21 protein-coding genes and 1 riboswitch are annotated in these 19,363 nt (G+C 69.3%); of the genes, 12 read left to right on the forward strand and 9 right to left on the reverse strand.

Translation table 11 applies throughout. From position 1 onward, the window contains the following. The first annotated feature begins 112 nt into the window (after positions 1-112). From ACQI46_RS03370 to ACQI46_RS03415, 10 genes are all read left to right on the forward strand, one after another. A complete protein-coding gene (locus ACQI46_RS03370) occupies positions 113-706 on the forward strand; it encodes a peptide deformylase (protein WP_427092506.1) in 594 nt (197 codons plus the stop codon). Between the two features lie 12 nt (positions 707-718). Beyond that, positions 719-1,600, forward strand: coding sequence for an N-acetylglutamate synthase, CG3035 family (locus ACQI46_RS03375; RefSeq protein WP_427092507.1), 882 nt, complete (start codon positions 719-721; stop codon positions 1,598-1,600). A gap of 5 nt (positions 1,601-1,605) precedes the next feature. Beyond that, positions 1,606-2,421: an exodeoxyribonuclease III gene (locus ACQI46_RS03380; protein WP_427092508.1), complete on the forward strand. Its 816-nt coding sequence runs from the start codon at positions 1,606-1,608 to the stop codon at positions 2,419-2,421. A gap of 59 nt (positions 2,422-2,480) precedes the next feature. Next, positions 2,481-2,590: riboswitch (TPP riboswitch) on the forward strand. After that, positions 2,581-4,164 carry a phosphomethylpyrimidine synthase ThiC gene (gene thiC / locus ACQI46_RS03385; protein WP_427092509.1) on the forward strand — a complete coding sequence of 528 codons (1,584 nt, stop codon included), beginning with the start codon at positions 2,581-2,583 and terminating at the stop codon, positions 4,162-4,164. (Overlaps the previous riboswitch by 10 nt.) Next, positions 4,161-5,000, forward strand: coding sequence for a bifunctional hydroxymethylpyrimidine kinase/phosphomethylpyrimidine kinase (gene thiD, locus ACQI46_RS03390; protein WP_427092510.1), 840 nt, complete (start codon positions 4,161-4,163; stop codon positions 4,998-5,000). Before thiC ends, thiD begins: the two co-directional genes overlap by 4 nt. Continuing rightward, entirely contained in the window at positions 4,994-5,614 is a 621-nt protein-coding gene (locus ACQI46_RS03395) for an alpha/beta family hydrolase (RefSeq protein ID WP_427092511.1), read from the forward strand. The genes thiD and ACQI46_RS03395 overlap by 7 nt, the downstream gene beginning before the upstream one ends. A gap of 48 nt (positions 5,615-5,662) precedes the next feature. Then, positions 5,663-7,153 carry a flavin-containing monooxygenase gene (locus tag ACQI46_RS03400; RefSeq protein ID WP_427092512.1) on the forward strand — a complete coding sequence of 497 codons (1,491 nt, stop codon included), beginning with the start codon at positions 5,663-5,665 and terminating at the stop codon, positions 7,151-7,153. A 7-nt stretch (positions 7,154-7,160) separates the two neighbouring features. Next, positions 7,161-7,427, forward strand: a complete 267-nt coding sequence (locus tag ACQI46_RS03405; protein ID WP_427092513.1) for a hypothetical protein — start codon at positions 7,161-7,163, stop codon at positions 7,425-7,427. Next, a complete protein-coding gene (locus tag ACQI46_RS03410; protein ID WP_427092795.1) occupies positions 7,424-8,662 on the forward strand; it encodes an APC family permease in 1,239 nt (412 codons plus the stop codon). The genes ACQI46_RS03405 and ACQI46_RS03410 overlap by 4 nt, the downstream gene beginning before the upstream one ends. An 8-nt stretch (positions 8,663-8,670) precedes the next feature. Next, entirely contained in the window at positions 8,671-9,945 is a 1,275-nt protein-coding gene (locus ACQI46_RS03415) for a uracil-xanthine permease family protein (RefSeq protein WP_427092514.1), read from the forward strand. 6 nt (positions 9,946-9,951) lie between these two features. Here ACQI46_RS03415 and ACQI46_RS03420 read toward each other — a convergent pair whose 3' ends face one another. Then, positions 9,952-11,457, reverse strand: coding sequence for a M28 family metallopeptidase (locus ACQI46_RS03420; RefSeq protein ID WP_427092515.1), 1,506 nt, complete (start codon positions 11,455-11,457; stop codon positions 9,952-9,954). Between the two features lie 10 nt (positions 11,458-11,467). Then, the gene (locus ACQI46_RS03425) at positions 11,468-12,367 is read right to left on the reverse strand and encodes an alpha/beta fold hydrolase (RefSeq protein WP_427092516.1); all 900 of its coding nucleotides are present in this window, start codon (positions 12,365-12,367) and stop codon (positions 11,468-11,470) included. Positions 12,368-12,490: 123 nt separating this feature from the next. Between ACQI46_RS03425 and ACQI46_RS03430 the strand changes: the two genes are divergently transcribed. Then, on the forward strand, positions 12,491-12,778 hold the full coding sequence (locus ACQI46_RS03430; protein WP_427092517.1) for a hypothetical protein: 288 nt from the start codon (positions 12,491-12,493) through the stop codon (positions 12,776-12,778). Continuing rightward, positions 12,775-13,617 carry a hypothetical protein gene (locus tag ACQI46_RS03435; RefSeq protein ID WP_427092518.1) on the forward strand — a complete coding sequence of 281 codons (843 nt, stop codon included), beginning with the start codon at positions 12,775-12,777 and terminating at the stop codon, positions 13,615-13,617. Before ACQI46_RS03430 ends, ACQI46_RS03435 begins: the two co-directional genes overlap by 4 nt. Here ACQI46_RS03435 and ACQI46_RS03440 read toward each other — a convergent pair. From ACQI46_RS03440 to thiO, 7 genes are all read right to left on the reverse strand, one after another. Continuing rightward, a complete protein-coding gene (locus tag ACQI46_RS03440) occupies positions 13,614-14,705 on the reverse strand; it encodes a DUF2235 domain-containing protein (protein WP_427092519.1) in 1,092 nt (363 codons plus the stop codon). The genes ACQI46_RS03435 and ACQI46_RS03440 overlap by 4 nt on opposite strands. A 93-nt stretch (positions 14,706-14,798) precedes the next feature. Continuing rightward, a complete protein-coding gene (locus ACQI46_RS03445) occupies positions 14,799-15,548 on the reverse strand; it encodes an ABC transporter permease (RefSeq protein WP_427092520.1) in 750 nt (249 codons plus the stop codon). Next, complete coding sequence (locus tag ACQI46_RS03450; protein ID WP_427092521.1) at positions 15,545-16,450, reverse strand: ABC transporter ATP-binding protein; 906 nt, start codon at positions 16,448-16,450, stop codon at positions 15,545-15,547. The genes ACQI46_RS03445 and ACQI46_RS03450 overlap by 4 nt, the downstream gene beginning before the upstream one ends. Next, positions 16,447-17,199 carry an SGNH/GDSL hydrolase family protein gene (locus ACQI46_RS03455; RefSeq protein WP_427092522.1) on the reverse strand — a complete coding sequence of 251 codons (753 nt, stop codon included), beginning with the start codon at positions 17,197-17,199 and terminating at the stop codon, positions 16,447-16,449. Before ACQI46_RS03455 ends, ACQI46_RS03450 begins: the two co-directional genes overlap by 4 nt. A gap of 1 nt (position 17,200) precedes the next feature. Then, positions 17,201-17,983, reverse strand: coding sequence for a thiazole synthase (locus tag ACQI46_RS03460; RefSeq protein ID WP_427092523.1), 783 nt, complete (start codon positions 17,981-17,983; stop codon positions 17,201-17,203). Beyond that, positions 17,976-18,173, reverse strand: a complete 198-nt coding sequence (thiS, locus tag ACQI46_RS03465; protein ID WP_427092524.1) for a sulfur carrier protein ThiS — start codon at positions 18,171-18,173, stop codon at positions 17,976-17,978. The genes ACQI46_RS03460 and thiS overlap by 8 nt, the downstream gene beginning before the upstream one ends. After that, positions 18,173-19,222, reverse strand: coding sequence for a glycine oxidase ThiO (gene thiO, locus ACQI46_RS03470; protein WP_427092525.1), 1,050 nt, complete (start codon positions 19,220-19,222; stop codon positions 18,173-18,175). Before thiO ends, thiS begins: the two co-directional genes overlap by 1 nt. Positions 19,223-19,363: the final 141 nt, after the last annotated feature.

Consider the following 19,363-nt stretch of genomic DNA (forward strand, 5'->3'; position numbering starts at 1 on the left):
TCCATGTGGTTTTCGCGAGTATTCAATCACGGCTCGGTCACGGGCGAGACACGGATCGCCGCGCGTCGGCGCGGAAAATGTCGCCGACGCCGCCCCATTAAGCTGGCCCACCATGGCCGTACGTCCGATCCGCATCGTCGGCGACCCTGTCCTGCACGCCCCCACCGAACCGGTGGAGGTCGCCGAGGACGGCTCGCTGCCTCCCGAGATCACCGATCTCATCACCGACCTGTACGACACGATGGACGCCGCCCACGGAGTTGGCCTGGCCGCCAACCAGATCGGTGTGGCCAAGCGGGTCTTCGTGTACGACTGCGCCGACGCGCGCGGCAAGACGCTGCGTCGCCGCGGCGTGGTGGTCAATCCGGTACTGGAAACCTCCGAGGTGCCCGAGACCATGCCCGACCCCGAGGACGACGACGAAGGCTGCCTTTCGGTGCCGGGCGAATCGTTCCCGACCGGGCGGGCGTCGTGGGCGCGGGTCACCGGCCTGGACGCCGACGGCACCCCGATCACGCTCGAGGGCACCGACCTGTTCGCGCGGATGCTGCAGCACGAGACCGGGCATCTGGACGGCTTCCTCTATCTGGACCGGTTGATCGGCCGCAATGCGCGCAGCGCCAAGCGGGCGGTCAAGTCCAACGGGTGGGGCGTGCCGGGACTGTCCTGGATGCCCGGCGAGGACCCCGACCCGTTCGGCCACTGACCCGTGCCGGTGATGCCCGACGTCGGCACCCGCGTGAGCCTGCGCTACCGCCTGCCCGCCGGTGAGGTCCCACCGCTGACCGACGTGGTGGGCCGGCTCCTGGAGACGGAACCTGCGGTGCTGGTGCAGACCCGCAGCGGCGACGTCGTGGCCGTCGACCCGGCCGACGTGGTCGCCGTCCGCGCGCTGCCGGAGGTCCCGGTACGCACCGGAGAGATCCGCAACCTCGAGCACGCCGCGGCCCTGGCGTGGCCGGGCACCGAGCACCGGTGGATCGAAGGGTGGTTTCTGCGCCGTGGCGGCGCCACTCGCCGCGCCAATTCCGCTGTGCCGCTGCGTTTCACCTCGCACAGCGAGATCACGGCTGTGGCGCAGTGGTACGCCGACCGCGGTGCGCCGGCATTGATCGCCGCGCCCGACCGGCTGTTCCGGATTCCCCCGGGCATCCCCACCGACGCCGAGAACCTCGTCATGGCAACCGAACTGGGCTCACCGCAGGACACCCCCGTCGAGATCACGGCCAGGCCCGACGACCGGTGGCTGCAGCTCTACCAGCGCGACGTTCCGGTCGAGGTGCTCACCGCCGTCGTCGACGGCGAGGTCGGGTTCGGCACCCTCGCCGATGCGGCCGTGGGCCGCGTGGCGGTCACCGAGGCACCCGACGGCACCCGCTGGGCGGGTGTGTCGGCGGTACGGGTGTCCGAAGACGCCCGGCGCCGAGGCCTGGCGCGCAGTCTGTGCGCCGGACTGCTGCACTGGGCGGCGCAGCGCGGCGCCACCCGCGCCTACGTCCAGGTGCTCGCCGACAACACCGCCGCACGCACTCTGTACGAGTCGATGGGTTTCTGGACCCACCATCGGTCCCGGTACGTGCGCGCCGACGCTCTACTGTGAGATCCATGCGTCTGGCCACCTGGAACGTCAACTCCATCCGCGCCAGGGTCGACCGGGTCACCGACTGGCTGTCCCGCGCCGACGTCGACGTGCTGGCGATGCAGGAGACGAAGTGCTCCGACGAGCAGTTCCCCACCATGCCGTTCGCCGCGCTGGGCTACGAGGTGGTGCACTGCGGGTTCAACCAGTGGAACGGTGTGGCCATCGCCTCGCGGGTCGGCATCGACGACGTCGAGGTCGGTTTCGACGGGCAGCCGACGTGGGGCGACAAACCCGATGTCGAGGCCGCCGCGGAAGCCCGCGCGCTCGGGGCGACGTGCGCCGGGGTGCGGGTGTGGAGCCTGTATGTGCCCAACGGCCGCACCGTCGACTCGCCGCACTATCGGTACAAACTGGAATGGCTTGCCGCACTGCGCAACACCGCCTCCGGGTGGCTGGCCGACAATCCGTCGGCGCCGATCGCGCTGGTCGGTGACTGGAACATCGCCCCGACCGACGACGACGTGTGGAGCGTGGAGTTCTACCAGCACAGCACACACGTCACCGAACCCGAGCGCAGCGCGTTCGAGGCGATCGTCGAGGCCGGGTTCACCGACGTGGTGCGCCCGCACACGCCCGGGCCCGGTGTCTTCACCTACTGGGATTACACGCAGTTGCGCTTCCCGAAGAACCGCGGCATGCGCATCGACTTCATCCTCGGCTCGCCGGCGCTGGCCGAACGCGTCGAGCACGCCGAGATCGTCCGCGACGAACGCAAGTCCGGCAAGAACCGGGTGGGCACCCCCAGCGACCATGCCCCGGTGCTCGTGGAGCTGCGGTGACCGTCGGCAACCCACGTGGCACCCTTCCCAGCGCTGCACCGTTGCGCTAGCGTGGCATTCGTCAACCACGCGGGAGCGCGTACCGAGCGCGCTGAGAGGACGGGTAGGCCCGTCGACCGTACGAACCTGACCGGGTAATGCCGGCGTAGGGAGAACGCAATGACTGATGTCCCCACCGTGACCACCGGCCCGATCGCGGGCAGCAGCAAGGTCTATCGCGGTGACGCGCGGGTACCGTTCCGCCGCGTGCATCTCACCACCGGTGAGCACCTCGATCTCTACGACACCTCCGGCCCGTACACCGACGACACCGCCGTCATCGATCTGGAGGCCGGCCTGCCGCGCCGGGCCGTCGTGACCGACCGCGGCACCCAGTTCCAGCGGGCCCGCACCGGTGAGATCACCGCGGAGATGGCGTTCATCGCCGAACGCGAAGGGGTACCGGCCGAACTGGTGCGCGACGAGGTCGCCCGCGGCCGCGCGGTGATCCCCGCCAACCACCGCCATCCCGAGGCCGAACCGATGATCATCGGCAAGGCGTTCGCGGTGAAAGTCAATGCCAACATCGGCAATTCGGCCGTGTCGTCGTCCATCGCCGAAGAGGTCGACAAGATGGTGTGGGCCACCCGGTGGGGCGCCGACACCATCATGGACCTGTCCACCGGGCGGGACATCCACACCACCCGCGAATGGATCCTGCGCAACTCCCCCGTCCCGGTCGGGACCGTACCGATGTACCAGGCGCTGGAGAAGACGGGCGGCGACCCGGTCGCGTTGACGTGGGAGCTCTACCGCGACACCGTGATCGAGCAGTGCGAGCAGGGTGTGGACTACATGACCGTGCACGCCGGGGTGCTGCTGCGCCACATCCCGCTGACCGTCGACCGCGTCACCGGGATCGTGTCCCGCGGTGGATCGATCATGGCAGCCTGGTGTCTGGCGCATCATCAGGAATCGTTCCTCTACACCCACTTCGAAGAACTCTGCGAGATCTTCGCCCGCTACGACGTCACGTTCTCCCTCGGCGACGGGTTGCGCCCCGGGTCCATCGCCGACGCCAACGACGCCGCGCAGTTCGCCGAGCTGCGCACCCTCGGTGAGCTGACCAGGATCGCCAGATCCCATGGTGTGCAGGTGATGATCGAGGGTCCCGGTCACGTGCCGATGCACAAGATCGTCGAAAACGTCCGGCTCGAGGAGGAGTGGTGCGACGAGGCGCCCTTCTACACGCTGGGCCCGCTGGCCACCGACATCGCGCCGGCCTACGATCACATCACCTCCGCGATCGGCGCCGCGATGATCGCCCAGGCCGGCACCGCGATGCTGTGCTATGTCACGCCCAAGGAGCATCTGGGCCTACCCAACCGCCAAGACGTCAAGGACGGCGTGATCGCCTACCGGATCGCCGCGCACGCAGCGGATCTCGCGAAAGGACACCCGCGCGCCCAGCAGCGCGACGACGCGTTGTCGCGGGCACGTTTCGAGTTCCGCTGGGAGGACCAGTTCCACCTGTCACTGGACCCCGACACCGCCCGTGAGTACCACGACCAGACCCTGCCCGCGGCGCCCGCCAAGACGGCGCACTTCTGCTCGATGTGCGGGCCGAAGTTCTGCTCGATGCGGATCAGCCACGAGGTCCGCGACACCTACCAGAAGCAGGCCTACGAAAAGGGCATGGCAGACAAGGCCCGTGAGTTCGCCGAGCACGGCAACCGCGTGTACCTGCCGGTGGTGTCGTCGTGACCTACCTGCCCCTGACCCCGCCCGGCCAGACCCCGCCGCGGGTGATGACGATCGCCGGATCGGATTCCGGCGGCGGTGCCGGCATCCAGGCCGACATGCGAACCTTCGCACTGCTCGGGGTGCACAGCGCGGTGACCGTCACCGCGGTCACCGTGCAGAATTCGTTGGGCGTGCGGGGATTTCACGAAATCCCCACCGACGTCATCGCCGGCCAGATCGAGGTGGTCGCCTCCGACATCGGGGTGCAGGCGGCCAAGACCGGCATGCTGGCGTCCTCGGCGATCATCGAGACCATCGCCGACACGTGGGACGGTCAAGGCCTGACCGGCCGGGTGCCGCTGGTCGTCGACCCGGTGTGTGCCTCGATGCACGGAGATCCGTTGCTGCACACCGACGCCTTGGACGCCCTGCGCAGTCGGTTGTTCCCGCTGGCCACGTTGGTCACCCCCAACCTCGACGAAGTGCGCTTGCTCACCGGCATCGAGGTGGTCGACGACGAGACCCAGCGCTCCGCTGCGCGGGCCCTGCACGCGATGGGTCCGCAGTGGTCCCTGGTCAAGGGTGGGCATCTGCGGACCTCTCCGCACAGCCCCGATCTGTTGTTCGACGGCAACGACTTCCACGAGTTCGACTCTGCGCGCATCGACACCGCCCACGACCACGGGGCGGGTGACACGCTGGCCGCGGCGGTGGCCAGCGCGCTGGCCCACGGCCACACCGTGCCCGAGGCGGTCGCGTTCGGGAAACGCTGGGTGACCGAATGTCTGAAGGCCGCCTATCCGCTGGGCCAGGGCCACGGCCCGGTGTCGGCGCTGTTCCGGCTCGGCGAATGCTAGCCGGACTCGACGACATGGCCGGCGTGGCCCATGAGCCGGCGGGCACGCCGGTGGGGGCGGTGGCGCTGACCCACGGCGCCGGCGGGAGCCGGGAGTCGCCGATGCTGATCGCGCTGTGCGACGAGTGGGCCCGGCGCGGGTGGCTGGCGGTGCGCTACAACCTGCCCTACCGGCGGCGCCGGCCGAAGGGACCGCCGTCGGGATCGGCGGCCGCCGACCAGGCCGGGATCGTCGACGCGGTCCAGACCGTCCGGGGCCTGGTCGACGGGCCGGTGCTGGCCGGCGGACATTCCTACGGCGGACGGCTCACGTCGATGGCCGTGGCGGACGGTCTGGTTGTCGACGTGCTGACGTTGTTCTCCTATCCGCTGCATCCGCCGGGCAAGCCGGAGCGGGCGCGCACCGAACATCTGCCCCGGATCACGGTGCCCACGGTGTTCACCCACGGCACCTCCGACCCGTTCGGCACCCTCGACGAACTGCGTCCGGCCGTCGAGCTGATTCCCGCCCCGACGCGGATCGTCGAGGTCACCGGTGCGCGGCACGATCTGAAGTCGAAAGCGCTGGACGTGCCCGCCGCGGCGGTCGACGCCGCGCTCGACCTGCTGGCCTGAGCGCCTCTCACGGGCGAAGGCGCCCCGGACCTCGGGTACCGTTTGTTCATGCCATCGGAGCATTTCGACGCGCTCATCGTGGGAGCCGGGTTCGCCGGGATCGGCGCTGCCATCCAGCTCAAACGCCTGGGATACCAGAACTTCGTGCTTCTCGACCGCGAGGACGACCTCGGCGGCACCTGGTACGTCAACCACTACCCGGGCCTGGCCGTCGATGTGCCGACCACCACGTATTCGTACTTCTTCGAACCGAACCCGAACTGGTCGCGGCTGTTCTCCACGGGAACCGAGATCAAGCAGTACGCCGACGCAGTCGCCGACAAATACGACATACGCCGGCACATCCGCTTCAACACCACCGTCGACGGTGCCCGCTGGGACCCCGACGCGTCGCTGTGGCGGGTGAACGTCTCCGACGGACCGGAACTGACCGCGCAGTTCCTGATCACCGCCACCGGGTTCCTGTCGCAGCCGAAGCTGCCCGACATCCCCGGTATCGAGAACTTCGCCGGCAAAGTGGTGCACACCACCGACTGGGACGACACCTACCGTCCCGACGGGGAGCGGATCGCGGTGATCGGCACCGGTGCCACCGCCGTCCAGCTGATTCCCGAGCTGGCCAAGACGGCCGCCGACCTGACCGTGTACCAGCGCACCCCGATCTGGGTGGCCCCCAAGCTGGACTTCCGGATCTCCGAACGCACCAAGCGGCTGTTCGCGCGCATGCCGTGGACACAGCGCATCGTCCGGGCGATCACCGACACCATCTACGAGGCGATGATCACCGTCGGGGTGGTGCACTACAAGGTTCCGCTGTTCCGCCGTCTCAACATCTCCGCGATGGACCTGTGCAAGATCAACCAGTTCATCGCGATCCGCGACAAGGAACTTCGGCGCCGGCTGACGCCCGACTACGACATCGGATGTAAGCGACCGACGTTCTCCAACAGCTACTTCCGCACTTTCACCAAACCGCACGTCCATCTGCAGACCGACGGCATCGACCACATCACCACCGACGGCATCGTCAACGCCGACGGCACCGAGACCGCCGTCGATACTCTGGTGCTGGCCACCGGTTTCGACCTGTGGGAAGCCAACTTCCCGGCCATCGAGGTGATCGGCCGCGACGGCCGCAATCTCGGGAAATGGTGGCGCGAGAACCGGTTCCAGGCCTACCAGGGCGTCTCGATGCCGTACTTCCCCAACTATCTGAGCCTGGCCAGTCCGTACGCGTTCCTCGGGTTGAACTTCTTCAACACCATGGAATACCAGATGCGGTTGATGGACCGGCTTTTCGGGGAGCTCGCGCGTCGCGGCGCGACCACGTTCGAAGTCACCGAAGCCGCCAACACCGCCTATCTGGACCGGATGACCGAACTGCTCGGCGACTCGCTGTGGACGCTGGGCAACTGTGCGGCGTCGCGGTCTTACTATTTCAATCCGCACGGGGAACCGAGCCTGCTGCGACCGATGTCCACGCGGGACGCCATCAAGGAAGCCTCGACGTTCCCGCTCAGCGATTACCAACTCACCTAGGAGCACTGTGTCCCAACAGAATTCCCGCGCTGCCACCATCGGCGGCCTGGCGCTGGCCGCGACCGGGCTGTCGCACTTCGTCGTCCCGCAGGCCTACGAGGAATTCACCAAGCCGGCGTTCCCGAACGACACCCGCAAGTACGTCTACATCGACGGCGCCATCGAGACCGCCGTCGGGCTGGGTATCGCCGCACCCAAGACCCGCAAGATCGCGCTCGTCGGCCTGGCCGGCTACCTGCTGTACCTGGGCGGCAACGTGGTGCGTAACCGCTGACCGCTGACACTGGGTCGACGCTGCCGCGTCGACTGGGCACGCTCGACGCCGTCACCCTCGGTCTCGGATCGATGGTCGGCGCGGGCATTTTCGTGGTGCTGGCTCCGGCCGCCGCCGCGGCCGGGCCGGCGCTGCTGATCGCCCTGGTGGTGGCCGCCGCGGTGGCCGTGTGCAACGGCCTGTCCTCGGCGCGACTGGCGGCGCGCTATCCCCGCTCGGGCGGGGCCTACGTGTACGGAACCGAACGGCTCGGGCCGTTCTGGGGCCACACCGCCGGGTGGAGCTTCATCGTCGGCAAGACCGCGTCGTGTGCCGCGATGGCGCTGACCGTCGGGCACTATGTGTGGCCGCAGCACGCCCGGCTGATCGCGGTTGCGGCCGTGGTGATCCTGACCGCGCTCGGTTGCGTCGGAGTGCAACGGTCCGCGGCGTTGACCCGGGTGATCGTGGTCTTCGTGCTGGGCGTGCTCGCCCTGGTGGTGGTCGCCGCACTGGGCTTCGGCGACGCCGACGCCGCCCGCCTGGCGCCGGACGGTGTCTCCGGGTACGGCGTGCTGCAGGCCGCCGGGCTGATGTTCTTCGCCTTCGCCGGCTACGCGCGCATCGCGACGCTGAGCGAAGAGGTCCGCGACCCGGAACACACCATCCCGCGGGCGGTGGCCTGGTCGTTGGCGATCGCGCTGGTGGTCTACGGCGTGGTCGCCGTGGCTGTGCTGGCCCAGCTGGGCAGCGAACAACTCGCCGACACGGCGGCCCCGCTGGTGGCTGCGGTGTCCGCGGCCGGGTTCCCGGCGTTGACGCCCGTGGTGACGGTCGGGGCGGCCGCCGGCGCCCTGGGGGCGCTGCTGGCTCTGCTGCTCGGTGTGTCCCGGACGACGCTGGCGATGGCGCGGGACCGTCATCTCCCGTCCGCGCTGGCCGTCCTCGATCCTCGTCGCGGCGCTCCGGTGCGCGCCCAACTCGTGGTCGGGGGCCTCGTCGCCGCCGTCGCCGCGGTGGCCGACGTGCGCGCGGTGATCGGGTTCTCGTCGTTCGGGGTGCTGCTGTACTACGCGGTCGCCAACGCGTCGGCCTGGACTCTGGGGACCCGACGCACGCTGCCGACGGCCGGGTTGATCGGCTGCGTCGTACTGGCCTGCACGCTGCCGTGGACGTCGGTGGTCGCGGGCGCCGCGGTCGTGGCGGCCGGCATGGTCGTGTACTGGACTGGCGGTGCGCGCACGCATGGTGTGTAGTCGCTTCCGTGCTCACCTGGAGACCCGTCGAATCCCGCACCGATCCTGACTTCGTCGTCGCCCCCGACGAACGTCTGAGCTGGCCCCGCACGATCGGGCTGGGTGCTCAGCACGTCGTGGCGATGTTCGGCGCCACCTTCCTCGTGCCGGTCCTGACCGGCTTCCCTCCGGCGACGACGCTGCTGTTCTCCGGTGTGGGCACGGTGCTGTTCCTGCTCATCACCGGCAATCGGCTGCCGAGCTACCTGGGCTCCAGCTTCTCGGTGATCGCGCCGGTGGTGGCCGCCGTCGCGTCGGGCGGTACCGGCAGCGCACTGGGTGGGATCGTGGCCGTGGGCCTGCTGCTGATCCTCGTCGGCGGCGTCGTGCATCTGGCCGGCACCCGGTGGCTGGACCTGACGCTGCCGCCGGTGGTCACCGGCGCGGTGGTCGCGCTGATCGGCTTCAACCTGGCGCCTGTGGCCAAGGACAACTTCGAGAAAGGGCCGCTGCTCGGGTCCGTCACGCTGGTACTGCTGGTGGGCGCGCTGGCGTTCTTCCGCGGGATGATCGGCCGGCTGGCGATCTTCCTCGCCGTCGTGGCGGCGTACGTCCTGGCTCTGGTGCTCGGGGAAGTCGACACCACCGGCATCTCCGAGGCCGCCTGGTTCGGGTTGCCGGAGTTCCAGACACCGACGTTCACCCTCGGAGTGTTGCCGATGTTCCTGCCGGCGGTGATCGCGCTGATTGCCGAGAACATCGGCCACGTGAAGTCGGTCGGGCAGATGACCCGCACCGACATGGATCCGTTGATGGGTCGCGCGCTGGCCGCCGACGGGGTGGCCACCACGCTGGCCGGATTCGGCGGCGGGTCGGCGACCACCACCTACGCGGAGAACATCGGCGTGATGGCGGCGACCCGCGTCTATTCGACGGCCGCGTACTGGGTGGCCGCCGCCGTCGCGATCGCGTTGTCGTTGTGTCCCAAGGTCGGCGCCGTCATCGTCGCGATCCCCGCCGGCGTGCTCGGCGGCGCCACCGTGGTGCTCTACGGCCTGGTGGGCATCCTCGGGGTGCGGATCTGGCTGACCAACCACATCGACTTCTCCAAGCCGATCAACCAGATGACCGCGGCCATTCCACTGATTATTGGCATCGCCGACTTCACCTGGCAGCTCGGCAGCCTCACGTTCACCGGTATCGCGCTGGGCTCGATCGCCGCGCTGGTGATCTACCACGGCATGCGGCTGCTGGGCTACCGATCAGCGGAGAGCGCGGTGCACGATGAAGCCGAAAGCCGCTGACCTAGCTCAGGATTCGTCGAGTGTGTGGCGTGTGCGGTCTTCCCGCAGCGGAATACCGTTGCGCCCACGCTGATTCTGCGCGTACAGGCCGACCACGTAACCGACGCCGCTGCCGTGGATCTCCATGGCGGTGCGGTCGATGTTGTCGAGGGTGTCGGTGTCCTTGTGGTAGTTCGGGTCGAACGGTTCGTCGGCGCGACCGCCCCACAGATCCGCTTCCTCGGCACTCATCTTGTCCTCGGCACCGGAGAACAGGCCGCCGGCCGGGACCCCGGCGCGAGTGAAGGCCTCGTAGTCCGATCGTCCGTCGAAGAAGGTGTCCCGCGCCGCCTTCCCGGCACCCTCGAGGTACGCGACCAGCGTGCGCTCGATACCGGCGGATCCTTCCGGCGTGCGGGGCACCGGCAACCTCGGATCGGGGCGCGCGGACAGGTTGCCGTCGTAGGTGAAGTAGCCGGGGTTGGGCGAGCCGATCATGTCGAAGTTCAGGTACAGCGCAATGTCTTTGAGTTCCTCGATGCTGAGTGACCCGACATAGTCCTGCGAGCCGAGCAGCCCGTTCTCCTCGGCACCCCAGAACGCGAACCGGACGGCATTCTCGACGGCCGGGGAACTGCCGAGTTGCAGCGCGGTCTCGAGGACCGCCGCAACCCCGGAACCGTTGTCGTTGATGCCGGGCCCCTCGGCCACGCTGTCCAGGTGCGCGCCGACCACCACCACGTCGGTGGTCGAGCCGGTACGGGTCTGGGCAATCACGTTGCGGGTGTTCTCGGTTCGGACTCCGGCGTTCATCGTGATCGTCGTCGGGGCGTCGGCGCGGGCGCGCAGTTCTTCCCCGGCGTTTCTGCCGACGCCGATCACCGGGATCTTGACGTCGGTGCCGTCACCGAGAGTGCCTCCGACGAGCTCGTCGGGATTGGTGTTGTCCGCCACGATGAGTGCCACCGCACCGCGCTCGGCGGCGACGGCCTGTTTGGCGCCGAACGGGCACGAGCCTCGATCCACCAGCACCACGGCCCCCTGCACCGGCAGGCCGTCGTAGTCCTCGACGGTGCAGCCGGGGGTCTCCTCGACACGCGCGGCCACCAGCGGTCCTGCGACACCTTCCGGCGGTGTGCCGATGGTGAACTCGAGTGGCCGCGCCGGGACTTTCGCGTCGGCAACCGTCAGCGACGGCTCGTCGGCCCACGGCAGCCGCACCTCGAACTCGGGTGTCTTGACGTCGAAACCCTTGTCGCGCAACGCTTTGGCCACGTAGTCGACGCTGGCGCCGTAACCGGGCGTGCCCAGCGCGCGGTTGCCGCCGTGGGCGTCGGCGATCTCCTGCAACTTCTCCAGGTGCGCCATGGTCGCGTCGGCAGTGACCTTGTCGGCCAGCGACTCGGCGAACTCTGTGGCCGCTGCCGGGTTCGGGGAGGGCACCGCCACCGGTCGGGCGGCGTCTTGGTTGCAGCCCCCGATCGCCAGGACGGCGACGGACAGCACGGCGACGGACAGTTTCCTCCGGGTCACGGCCACCACGTTAGCGTGACCGCACGAAGTCCAGGATTGCCGTGGCGACCACGTCCGGCCGCTCGATCTGCAGGAAGTGGCCCGCGGCCGGCACGAACTGCACGCGGCTACCGGGCGGCAGCACCGAGGTGATCGGTTTGGCGTATTCGGCCAGCATGGCGCCGTCCTGCTCGCCGTGCATGTGCAGGATCGGTACCCGCGGCAACTCGAAGCGGTGCGAGTGCAGTTCGGCGTAGCGCGGCAGCGGACCGCCGGGCCGCACCAGCGCGCGGTAGTACCCGACCGCAGCCTGGCGGTGGGCCAGAGTCGGCAGGGCCGCCAGCGCGGCCTCCAGTTCGGCGGTGGTGTCGTAACCGGGCGGACCCCAGTCGCGCCAGAGCCGGCGGATGACGCGCGGCAGCACCCGCTCGGGGGCGCCCGGTACCTGGAAGAACTGGATGTACCAGCTCTTGCGGAGCTGGCGCGGCAGCATCTGCAGTTGACGGCCGACCGGTCCGCGCGTCCGGTTGATCGCGGCCACCGGCGGCACGGCCAACGAGACATGCTTGACGAACGGCGATTCCGGGTGCGCGGCGATGCCGTTTCCGGCGAACGCACCCCAGTCGTGGCCGATCAGGATCGCGTCGTCGGGTGCACCGAGATGCTTGTACACCGCCAGCGCGTCGAACATGAGCGCGCCGATGTGATAGTCGCCGTCGGCGGCCGGGCCGGTGGGCGCGTAGCCGCGCATGAACGGTGCCACGACGCGCAGACCCTGCTCGGCAAGCAGCGGCGCCAGCCGGCCCCATCCCCACGCGCTGTCGGGGAAGCCGTGCAGACACAGCGCCAGGCGTCCGTCCTCGGGTCCCCAGGCCAGCGCGGCGACCTCGAGGTGGGGCAGCGTCAGCGACAATCTCTGCGGCATCGTCACGTCGTCGTCAGCCTTTCTTCGCGGCGGGCCTCGCCTCCGGCAGTGTAGTGGCACCGCGGATAGTCGATTTTTGCGTAGCGCACTACGCATGCCGTGTTCCCGCAGCAGGGCCACGATTCCGGCATGTGGTCCAAAAACGCAATCGTGGTCCTGGCGATCGTCTGTGCCGGATGCGGCGGTGAGGGTGTCCGGGGCGGTGGGTCGTCGGCCGAACACCGGCCGCATGAACCCGTCCCCGGGGCCCCGGCGCCCATTCCCGGCGTGGCGCCCGAGTTGGGGCCGATTCCCGGCGTGGCGCCGATCCCCGGCGTGACCGCGGAGCCGACGATCGCGCCAGAGCCGTCGACCGAACCGTCGGACACCGGTGAACCCGTCGATCCCCCGATACAGCAGGGGGTCGGCATTCCGTGACCACGAGCGACACCTCCGGTTTCCGTTCAGACGTCAAGTCTCTGATCGAGACAGCCGCTGGCATAGCAGGATTCGGCGCAGTTCTCTCGGCTCTGATGTTCTACTTCGGCTGGGTTCGCACCCGGGTGCTGTTCGACACCTTCGGTGTGCCGGTGAGCCTTCTGGACTACAGCACCTCTGACTATGTGATGCGCAGTGCCGAGGTCTTCTTCAAACCTGCGGTGTGGACGATCCTGGCCGTGGGTGCGCTGGCGGCGATGTCCGCGGCGCTGCGCTGGAACGAAGCCAACACCGCGTCCGACGCTGTGCGCAGGAGCGTACGCATCGCGTTGGCTGTTACGACAGCGGGCTTGCTGGTGTGGGGGGTCCTGGGAATCGCCGGCTACGCCGAACCGATGGCCAGCGCCGTGATGCTGTGCCTCAGTGGCGCCTTGGTCGTCATGCAGTTCGTGCTGTACCGGACCAGCACCCGCTTCCGGCCATCGGTGACCGTCCTGGCGGTGGGCGTGCTGCTGGTGCTGGCCGCAGCCTTCTGGGCGGTGTCGATCTACGCCGGTCAGGTGGGCGCAGCGGTCGCCGAGGATATTCGCTCAGGGCGGCTGCCGCGCCCGGCGACCCTGGTCACCAGCACCACTGACCTCGGCATCGCCGGTGCCCAGCAGCCGACATGCCAGACAGGACAGAACGGCCACACGTGCCGGTACAGCTATCTCGGCTACTCGGTTCTCACCTATGCCAACGACCGGTGGTTCCTCATCCGGCAACCGTCACCGCCGGGCGTCCCTACTGTGGTTCTGCCGGACACCGACTCTGTCCGAGTCGATGTGGCCGGGTCCTAAGGGTTCGCCGACTCCACGGTCATCACCGGCGGCTGGTCACGCTCCGGGTAGCCGTCGAGTCCCACGGGGCGGTAGTCGGGCAGTGTCTGCAGACGGAAAAGCGCACTCGACGAGACGAATTCGTTCCCGCGGTGCGACGTGCCCAGCGTCCGCCGGTGACGGCGGATGCACCGGTACATCCCGGTGCGCGAGTCACTGAAGCCGGCCAGCGGGTCCGGGGCAACCCGAGTCAGCTGTTCTGTCTCCGACGAGGTCGAGTCCACGCCGCGGGTGAATGCCTCTGGTGTGAAACGCAATCCGCACCCACGGGCCCGAGAAACCATCCACAGCAGCGGGATGTCACTGAGCCCGTGCTCGGGATTGCCTCCCCCGACGTCGCAATGCACGCCGCTGAACCACACTTGTTCGAGCACCTGCTGCGCACGCGCCTCCGGTTGCCGCGTCCACAGCGTGGGCTCGAACGGCCCCCGCTGTTCGTCGATCGCGAGCGCGTGGAAGGCCGCATCCACATGGCTGCTGAGCTCCGTGTCGTGGAACTGCCAACGACGGTTGATCCAGCTGCTCAGCAGCAGACCGTTCAGCGGAACGCCCAAGGCGCCCACCGTGTCCCAGACCCCGATGAACCGGATCCGGGGCTCGTGCGAATAGGCGCGCCGGAAAAGCGATGCCTCCACACTCCTGGGCCGGGTGCCGGGCTTCTTGCTGCGGTACAGGTCATACGCCTCGTCGACGCGGTCACTCTCCGAACGGCGCAGGATGCCGCAGTTGCGGACGAATCCGGCGGTGCTGCGCGCGGTGAACGCGCCGCGACTGAACCCGAAGAAGTAGAGCCGATCACCTGGTTCGTAGTTCTCCACGAGGAACCGGTAGACCTGGCGCACATTGCGCGACAATCCGTACCCGAAGGCGCCGCCCCGGAAGCGCTCCCCGACCGAGGACCCGACGCCCCGGTGGTAGAGGGTCCGTTGGGGCTCGCCGCTGTCGTTCGTCTCGGCCACCGCCAACGCGACCTTCGTGACGTTGGTCGGCCTTTTCTGGTCTGGGGTGTTCCACGTGCCGTCACAGCACAGGACAAGGCTCTTGGGCATGGGTTCCCTCCTCGGCGAGCGCGTCACCTTCAACGATGAGTGTGTGCAGCGCCGGCCGCAATGGGCCTCAGTAGCCCGCTACGCAATTCGTTGTCACGCGTCCCGTCGATGAACCGTGATCACCGCCGCGGCGAAGACCAACCCGACGAGCCCCGCGAAGTACAGCAGGGATCCGACCGGCCCCCACGGGATGACGTAGGACGGGAACAGCCACGACACGTCGAGAAACCGGTACATGTTGGCGAACGGCAGGTACGGCCCGATCTGAGCGCCGCGACCCGGCAGGTTGCCCAGCAGTGGTTCCACCAGCAGGGGCCACAGCAGCAGCACCGCGACCGCGCCGGCGGTGTGCCGCACCAGCCCGGCCACCCCGACACCGAGGACCGCAGCCAGCGCCGCGTACAGCGCGACCCCACCGGCGGTCGGCAACAGGTCCGAGGTGACGGTGCGCCCGGCCTGCGGCGGGGCGACCACGCGGACCACTGCCGCCGATCCCAGCACCATCAACACGGCGCTGATGCTCGAATACAGGGCAGCCACAATCGCTTTCGCACTCATCACCACCGCGCGGCGCGGCTGCGCCTGGAAGGTGGTGGCGATCATCGAGCTGCGGTACTCACCGGTCAGCGTCATCGCCGCCAGCACCGTGAGCACCGGGACACCGAAGACGACGACGCCCATCGCCGCGGTGGCGGCGGTCAACCGTTCGTAGTCATAGGCCACCGAAGCCTGCAGTGCGGCGATCCCCAGGCTCAACACCGCGGCCACCGCTGCCGACCACAACGTCGACCGCACGGTGAGCAGTTTGATCCGCTCCGCCTCGATCGTGCTGAGTAGCGTCATCCGCGCCGCCCCCGGTACTGGGTGACCTCTTCGGTCGAGGACAGGTAGGCCTGCTCCAAGGAAACCTGTTGGGCGCAGAGTTCGTACACGGTGATGCCGTGCCGGCCGGCCAGGTCACCGACGACGTCGGTGGTGCTGTCGGCCACCGTCAGCGCGTCGGGTTCGTCGCGCACGGTGAACCCGGCGCGGATCAGCGCGTCGCGCAGCTCCGCCAGTTGCGGGCTGCGCACCCGCACGGTCGCGGCGCCCGAGCGGTCCAGGAACTCCGCGACGGTGGTCGACGCGATGAGCCGGCCCTGTCCGATCACGACCAGCCGGTCGGCGGTGTTGGCCATCTCGGAGAGCAGATGGCTCGAGACGAACACCGTGCGGCCCTGGCCGGCCAGCTCACGCATCAGCGTGCGCACCCAGTGGATGCCTTCGGGGTCCAGCCCGTTGACCGGTTCGTCGAACAGCAGCACCGGCGGGTCACCGATCAGTGCGGCCGCGATACCCAGCCGCTGGCTCATGCCCAGCGACAGCGTGCCGGCTTTCGCACCGGCGACCGCGGCCAGGCCGACCATGTCGAGGACCTCGTCGACCCGCCTGCGTGGGATGCGGTTGGCCGCGGCGATCCAGCGCAGATGGTTGCGCACCGAGCGGGTGGGGTGGACCTGGCGGGCATCGAGCAGCGCGCCGACGGTCCGCAGCGGGTCGGTCAGCGCACGGTAGGGCCGGCCGTCGATGGTCGCCGATCCCGATGTGGGCCGATCGAGGCCCAGGATCATCCGCATGGTGGTGGTTTTCCCGGCACCGTTGGGGCCGAGGAACCCGGTGACCACCCCGGGTTCGACCGTGCAGGTCAGGCCGTCGACGGCGCGGGTGCGTCCGTAGTCCTTGGTCAGCGCGCGCAGTTCGATCATCGGGACACCGCCGCGACGACGAGGTCGGCGACGGCGCGCATGCCCGCGGCGTTCGGATGCAGGGGTGCGGGCCGGCCCGGCAACGGCCAGCCGAACGGGGTGGTCCAGGGTTGCGGCGCCCATGCGTGGTGGTCACGGCTGGCGGCCGCGGCGCGCACCAGTCCGCAGCCGGTCGCTGCCGCGGCCTCGGCGGTCAGGTGCTCGAGGGTGTCGGCGAGGTGACGGGCCAGCCTCGCGTCGGCGTCCCGCAGCGGCGGGTGGGCCGGCAGCAGGGTCAGATAGTCGACGAACAGGACCGTGGCGTCCGGTGCGCGGGTGCGCAGCGCGTTCCCGACGGCGATCAGCGAGTCACCCACCTCGTCGAGCGCACGTTGCCGGGCCTGAGGGTCGAGCAGATCGCGAATCTTGGCGCCCAGCAGCGGAATCGACTGGACAACCCGGGGCAGGCCGGCGGCGAACAGCATCGGGACGTAGCCGATGTCGTTGCCGCCGATCGTCACCGTCACCAGTGTCTCCGACCCGTCGAGTGCGTCGATCTGCGGGGCCGCCCCGTGTTGCCGTTCGGTCAGGACGTGGGCGGTGGTGGCACCGGAGTAAGTGACGTCCACCAGATGCAGGCCGAGACGCGCGGCGACCAGGTGCGGGTAGTTGCGGGCCGAGCGGCCCGCGCGCCGCGGCGAGCCGGGTGCGCGCGGTCGGATACCGGGCCCGGCCGCCATCGAACTGCCCAGCGCTACATACCGATCCATGTCAGCGGGCCGGACTGGAGGCGTGCGCCCAGAACCGCTTCGGGATCCGCCCGGCACGCCGGGCCAGGTAACCGGCCTTGACCGCGGCCGCCATGGCGGTGGCCATCGCCGGCGGGTCGGCGGCCCGCGTGACCGCGCTGGCCAGAAGCACGGCGTCGCAGCCGAGTTCCATGGCCAGGGCGGCGTCGCTGGCGGTGCCGATGCCGGCGTCGAGGATCACCGGCACCGACGCCGCATCGACGATCATCTCGATGTTGTGTGGGTTCGAGATCCCCAGGCCGGTGCCGATGGGTGAGCCCAGCGGCATCACCGCCGCGCAACCGGTGTCTTCGAGGCGGCGCGCCAGCACGGGGTCGTCGTTGGTGTAGGGCAGCACCACGAATCCGTCGTCGACGAGTTGCTCTGCGGCCCGGACCAATTCGACGGCGTCGGGCAGCAATGTGCGTTCGTCGGCGATGACCTCCAGCTTGACCCAGTGGGTGCCCAGCGCTTCCCGGGCCAACTGGGCGGTCATCACCGCTTCGGCCGCTCCGCGGCATCCGGCGGTGTTGGGCAGCGGCGTGATGCCCAGCTTGTTGAGCAGATCCAGGACGCCGGTGCCACCGTCAGCGTCGACGCGGCGCATCGCGACGGTGGTCAGTTCGGTCTCCGACGCGACGAGGGCCTCTTCGAGGACGGCGAGGCTGGCGGCTCCGCCGGTGCCGAGGATCAGCCGTGACCCGAACTCGCGTCCGGCGATGCTCAGCTTCGCGGTGGCGGGCTCCGCGGTGGTGGATTCAGCCACCCTGCACCGCCGCCACCACTTCCACTTTCGCGCCGTCGACCAGGGCGGTGTCCCATTCCGAGCGGGGCATCACCGACCAGTCCACGGCGACGGCGATGCCCTTCTCCGGGTAGCCGAGATGGTCGAGCAGCGAGGCGATGGTGGTGCTCTCGGCGACTTCGACGGATTCGTCGTTCACGGTGACTTTCATCAGGCCACTCCCACTTTCGTACTCCACTGGTGTTCGATCGGTTCTTCGCCACGCAGGTGCGACGCGATCGCCTCGGCGGTCCACGGCGCCAGCAGGAACCCGGACCGGCCGTGCCCCGTGGCGACCAGCGTGTGATCGTCGAGCCGGCCGACCAACGGCATGTTGTCCGGTGTCATCGGACGTAGCCCGGCAGCACATTCGGCGAGTTCGTACTCACCGAGCGCCGGCATCACGGCGCATGCGTCGTCGAGCAGTTCCCGCACCCCGGTCACCGCGGGTGCGGTGTCACGGCCGTGCTCGTACTGCGTCGCACCGACCACCACGCCGTCGGCGCGCGGCACCAGGTATACCTGGCGACCGTGTACGCGGGCCCGGATGACGCGTCGCGGCACCGGCATACATCCGCGCCGCCACCGCAACCGCAACACCTCGCCCTTGACCGGGCGCACCGCCAGTCCCGGCCACAAGGCCGGAGCGTCGATGCCGTTGGCGATCACCACCGCATCGGCCGAGCGCGCGTCCTGCAGCGTCGACACCGGCGCGGCCCAGGCGACGCCGAGCCGTTCGCAGTGCGCCGCCAGGGCGGCGACGACGCCGCGGTTGTCCACCGCGAGCTCGGTGTCGGCGACGAATCCGTGCCGGATCCCTTGGGCCAGAGACGGTTCCAGATCACGGGCCGACCTGGTGAGGGTGACGGGATGGCCCTGCGCAGACAACCACTCCCCGACCGTCTGCAGGTCCTCGACGTCGGCGCGGTCGACGGCCACCACCAGCGAACTGCGGGCGGTGACCACCTCGTCGGGCAGGCCGTCCAGAAACCCGTTGCGCCACAGCTCCAATGAGGCCAGACCGAGTGCGAGCAGACGTTCCTCACCGGGCCAGCCCTCGCTGTGCGGCGCCAGCATGCCCCCGGCGACCCACGAGGCGCCGGGGTCGTCGCCGCGGTGGACCCGGACCGTCCATCCGTCCTGCGCGGCGCGGCGCGCCACTGCCAGCCCGATCACGCCGCCGCCGATGACGGCCAGCGACCCTCGAGACCCGCTGGGCATCTGGATCCTCCCTTCGCCGGCATGACCCGGATCAGGTGTGACGGTCAGAGCCGGCGCGCTCACTCTCAGTCCCCGGACCCGGGACTCCCGTGTGGTGGTGTCGTTCGGGGACCAGCCTACTGATCGTGCCGACACCGCGTT

Origin of the sequence: Mycobacterium sp. SMC-4 (assembly GCF_050205565.1) — a bacterium.
In the GTDB taxonomy this organism is placed as follows: domain Bacteria; phylum Actinomycetota; class Actinomycetes; order Mycobacteriales; family Mycobacteriaceae; genus Mycobacterium.

Coding starts and splice junctions, on each gene's coding strand:
- thiC (WP_427092509.1), top strand. CDS start 2,581: ATGACTGATGTCCCCACCGTGACCACCGGCCCGATCGCGGGCAGCAGC.
- ACQI46_RS03400 (WP_427092512.1), top strand. CDS start 5,663: ATGCCATCGGAGCATTTCGACGCGCTCATCGTGGGAGCCGGGTTCGCC.
- ACQI46_RS03445 (WP_427092520.1), bottom strand. CDS start 15,548: ATGACGCTACTCAGCACGATCGAGGCGGAGCGGATCAAACTGCTCACC.
- thiO (WP_427092525.1), bottom strand. CDS start 19,222: ATGCCCAGCGGGTCTCGAGGGTCGCTGGCCGTCATCGGCGGCGGCGTG.
- ACQI46_RS03440 (WP_427092519.1), bottom strand. CDS start 14,705: ATGCCCAAGAGCCTTGTCCTGTGCTGTGACGGCACGTGGAACACCCCA.
- thiS (WP_427092524.1), bottom strand. CDS start 18,173: ATGAAAGTCACCGTGAACGACGAATCCGTCGAAGTCGCCGAGAGCACC.
- ACQI46_RS03430 (WP_427092517.1), top strand. CDS start 12,491: ATGTGGTCCAAAAACGCAATCGTGGTCCTGGCGATCGTCTGTGCCGGA.
- ACQI46_RS03450 (WP_427092521.1), bottom strand. CDS start 16,450: ATGATCGAACTGCGCGCGCTGACCAAGGACTACGGACGCACCCGCGCC.
- ACQI46_RS03380 (WP_427092508.1), top strand. CDS start 1,606: ATGCGTCTGGCCACCTGGAACGTCAACTCCATCCGCGCCAGGGTCGAC.
- ACQI46_RS03455 (WP_427092522.1), bottom strand. CDS start 17,199: ATGGATCGGTATGTAGCGCTGGGCAGTTCGATGGCGGCCGGGCCCGGT.
- ACQI46_RS03375 (WP_427092507.1), top strand. CDS start 719: ATGCCCGACGTCGGCACCCGCGTGAGCCTGCGCTACCGCCTGCCCGCC.
- ACQI46_RS03370 (WP_427092506.1), top strand. CDS start 113: ATGGCCGTACGTCCGATCCGCATCGTCGGCGACCCTGTCCTGCACGCC.
- ACQI46_RS03395 (WP_427092511.1), top strand. CDS start 4,994: ATGCTAGCCGGACTCGACGACATGGCCGGCGTGGCCCATGAGCCGGCG.